The organism is Protofrankia symbiont of Coriaria myrtifolia (assembly GCF_900634755.1).
Classification (GTDB): Bacteria; Actinomycetota; Actinomycetes; order Frankiales; family Frankiaceae; genus Protofrankia; species Protofrankia coriariae.
Genome location: NZ_CAAAFS010000169.1, coordinates 7611 through 9465 on the forward strand (window position 1 = coordinate 7611; position 1855 = coordinate 9465).

The window sequence follows — 1855 nt, forward strand, 5'->3', positions numbered from 1 at the left end:
GTGTGTCCTGAAGGGAGCTGGATGAGGTTCTGAGGTAGAAGGCAGAGCACTCGATAGCAACCATGCTGTTGTGGAGATGAGGGTAGGCCCTTCGGCATCGGCATGCAGGTGCTGGTGTCAAACCGCCACGAGTTGCTGTGGTGAATGAGCCATGGTGGTGAACGTCCGTGGAAAAGCCATCGCGAGAGGCGGCAGGTATGAGCCAAGAAGGCGAACGAGAGTGAACCATCGATGACGTGTCGTTAAGCCAGGTGGCATCAAAACCAGGGCCTTAATGCTGCCCTGGGATAAGTCAGAGGGAAACCTGCCTACTGCTCTGGCGGTGCCCGGCATGAAGATGGCGCGAGCTTGGCTTGGGCTCTGCAACGGAACAGGAGAACTCCTCGGCACGACATGGGTCCCGCGGATTGGAGCGAGGATCCACCGGGAGACCGGCAAGCGGCTAATCCGCGAGTCGCAGAGTACCGGGTGCGGGCCAGGAGGGCGGAACGTCCCGTACTAGTGATGAAGCGCCTGTAATGGGCGCGGAGCGCAGGGGACGTGCCGTCGAGTGTCGTCCAGCAATCAACCAGCAACGGGAGGAATTGCGTGGGCGAGACAAGACCAGCGGGCAAGTCGTTTGACATTCCGAAGACGCTGATATGGGAAGCATACCTGAAGGTCAACGGCAACAAGGGAGCGGCAGGGGTCGACGGGCAATCTCTAGCGGAATTTGAACAGGATCTTCGGAACAACTTGTTCAAGCTCTGGAACAGGATGTCGTCGGGGAGCTATTTCCCGGAGCCAGTGAAAGCCGTCTCCATCCCGAAGCCAGATGGTGGCACACGGATCCTCGGAGTGCCCACTATCGCCGACCGGATAGCACAGACAGCCGTGGCCATGATCCTGGAGCCGGACGTGGATCCAGTGTTCCACGCCGATTCCTACGGTTATCGTCCAGGAAAGTCTGCGCTGGACGCGGTGGAGGTGTGCAAGCAGCGGTGCTGGCGGCACCCCTGGGTGGTCGATCTCGATATCCAAGGGTTCTTCGACAACGTTCCGCACGCGCAGATCATCGCCGCAGTGGAGAAGCACGCGAATCTGACATGGGTTGTGCTGTACGTGAAACGGTGGCTCGTCGCGCCGGTTCAGCATCCGGACGGCAGCCGTGTCACTCCCATCAAGGGAACTCCACAGGGCTCGGCGATTTCACCGTTGTTGTCGAATCTCTTCCTGCACTACGCTTTGGACTACTGGCTTGCCAGGAGATTTCCAGTGGTGCGGTTCGAGAGGTACTGCGACGACATCATCCTACACTGTTACAGTCAGCGGCAGGCGAAGTACATTCGCGACGTCGTTGAGAAACGGTTGCTGGAGTTCTGGTTGCGCTGTCACCCGGACAAGACTCGGATCGTCTACTGCAAGCAGGACGGACGCGACGAAGAGCACCCGGTAACGAGCTTCACGTTCCTGGGTTTCGACTTTCATCGTGCGCCCATCCGGCGACGTGATGGCGTGCTGATGTGCGGGTTCGTCCCGTTGGTCGGCAGGGCGGCGCTGAAGTCGATGGCACGGGTCATCCGGCAATGGAAGCTGGGTCGCAGGACCAGTCTGGGTTTTCGGGGACTCGCCGCGATGGTCAATCCCATCGTGGCGGGGTGGATCGGCTACTACGGGCGCTTCTACAAGTCCAGGCTGATGCACTTCCTAAGTCAGCGGATCAACCCTTTCCTCGTGAAGTGGGCGATGCGGAAATACAAACGATTGCGCCGCGCCAAAGGGAGAGCTCGTCGGAAATTGGCCGAGATAGCGTCGGCGTTCCCGGCGATGTTTGCTCACTGGAAGCATGGCGCGATGCCTACTGGTTCGACGGTGG

The 1855-nt window shown here is 59.6% G+C and carries 1 protein-coding gene; it reads left to right on the forward strand.

Annotated elements, in window-relative coordinates:
- Positions 1-588: 588 nt before the first annotated feature.
- A partial coding sequence (gene ltrA / locus CM1CMNOD_RS09560; RefSeq protein WP_131773951.1) for a group II intron reverse transcriptase/maturase occupies positions 589-1855 on the forward strand: 1267 nt, incomplete at its 3' end.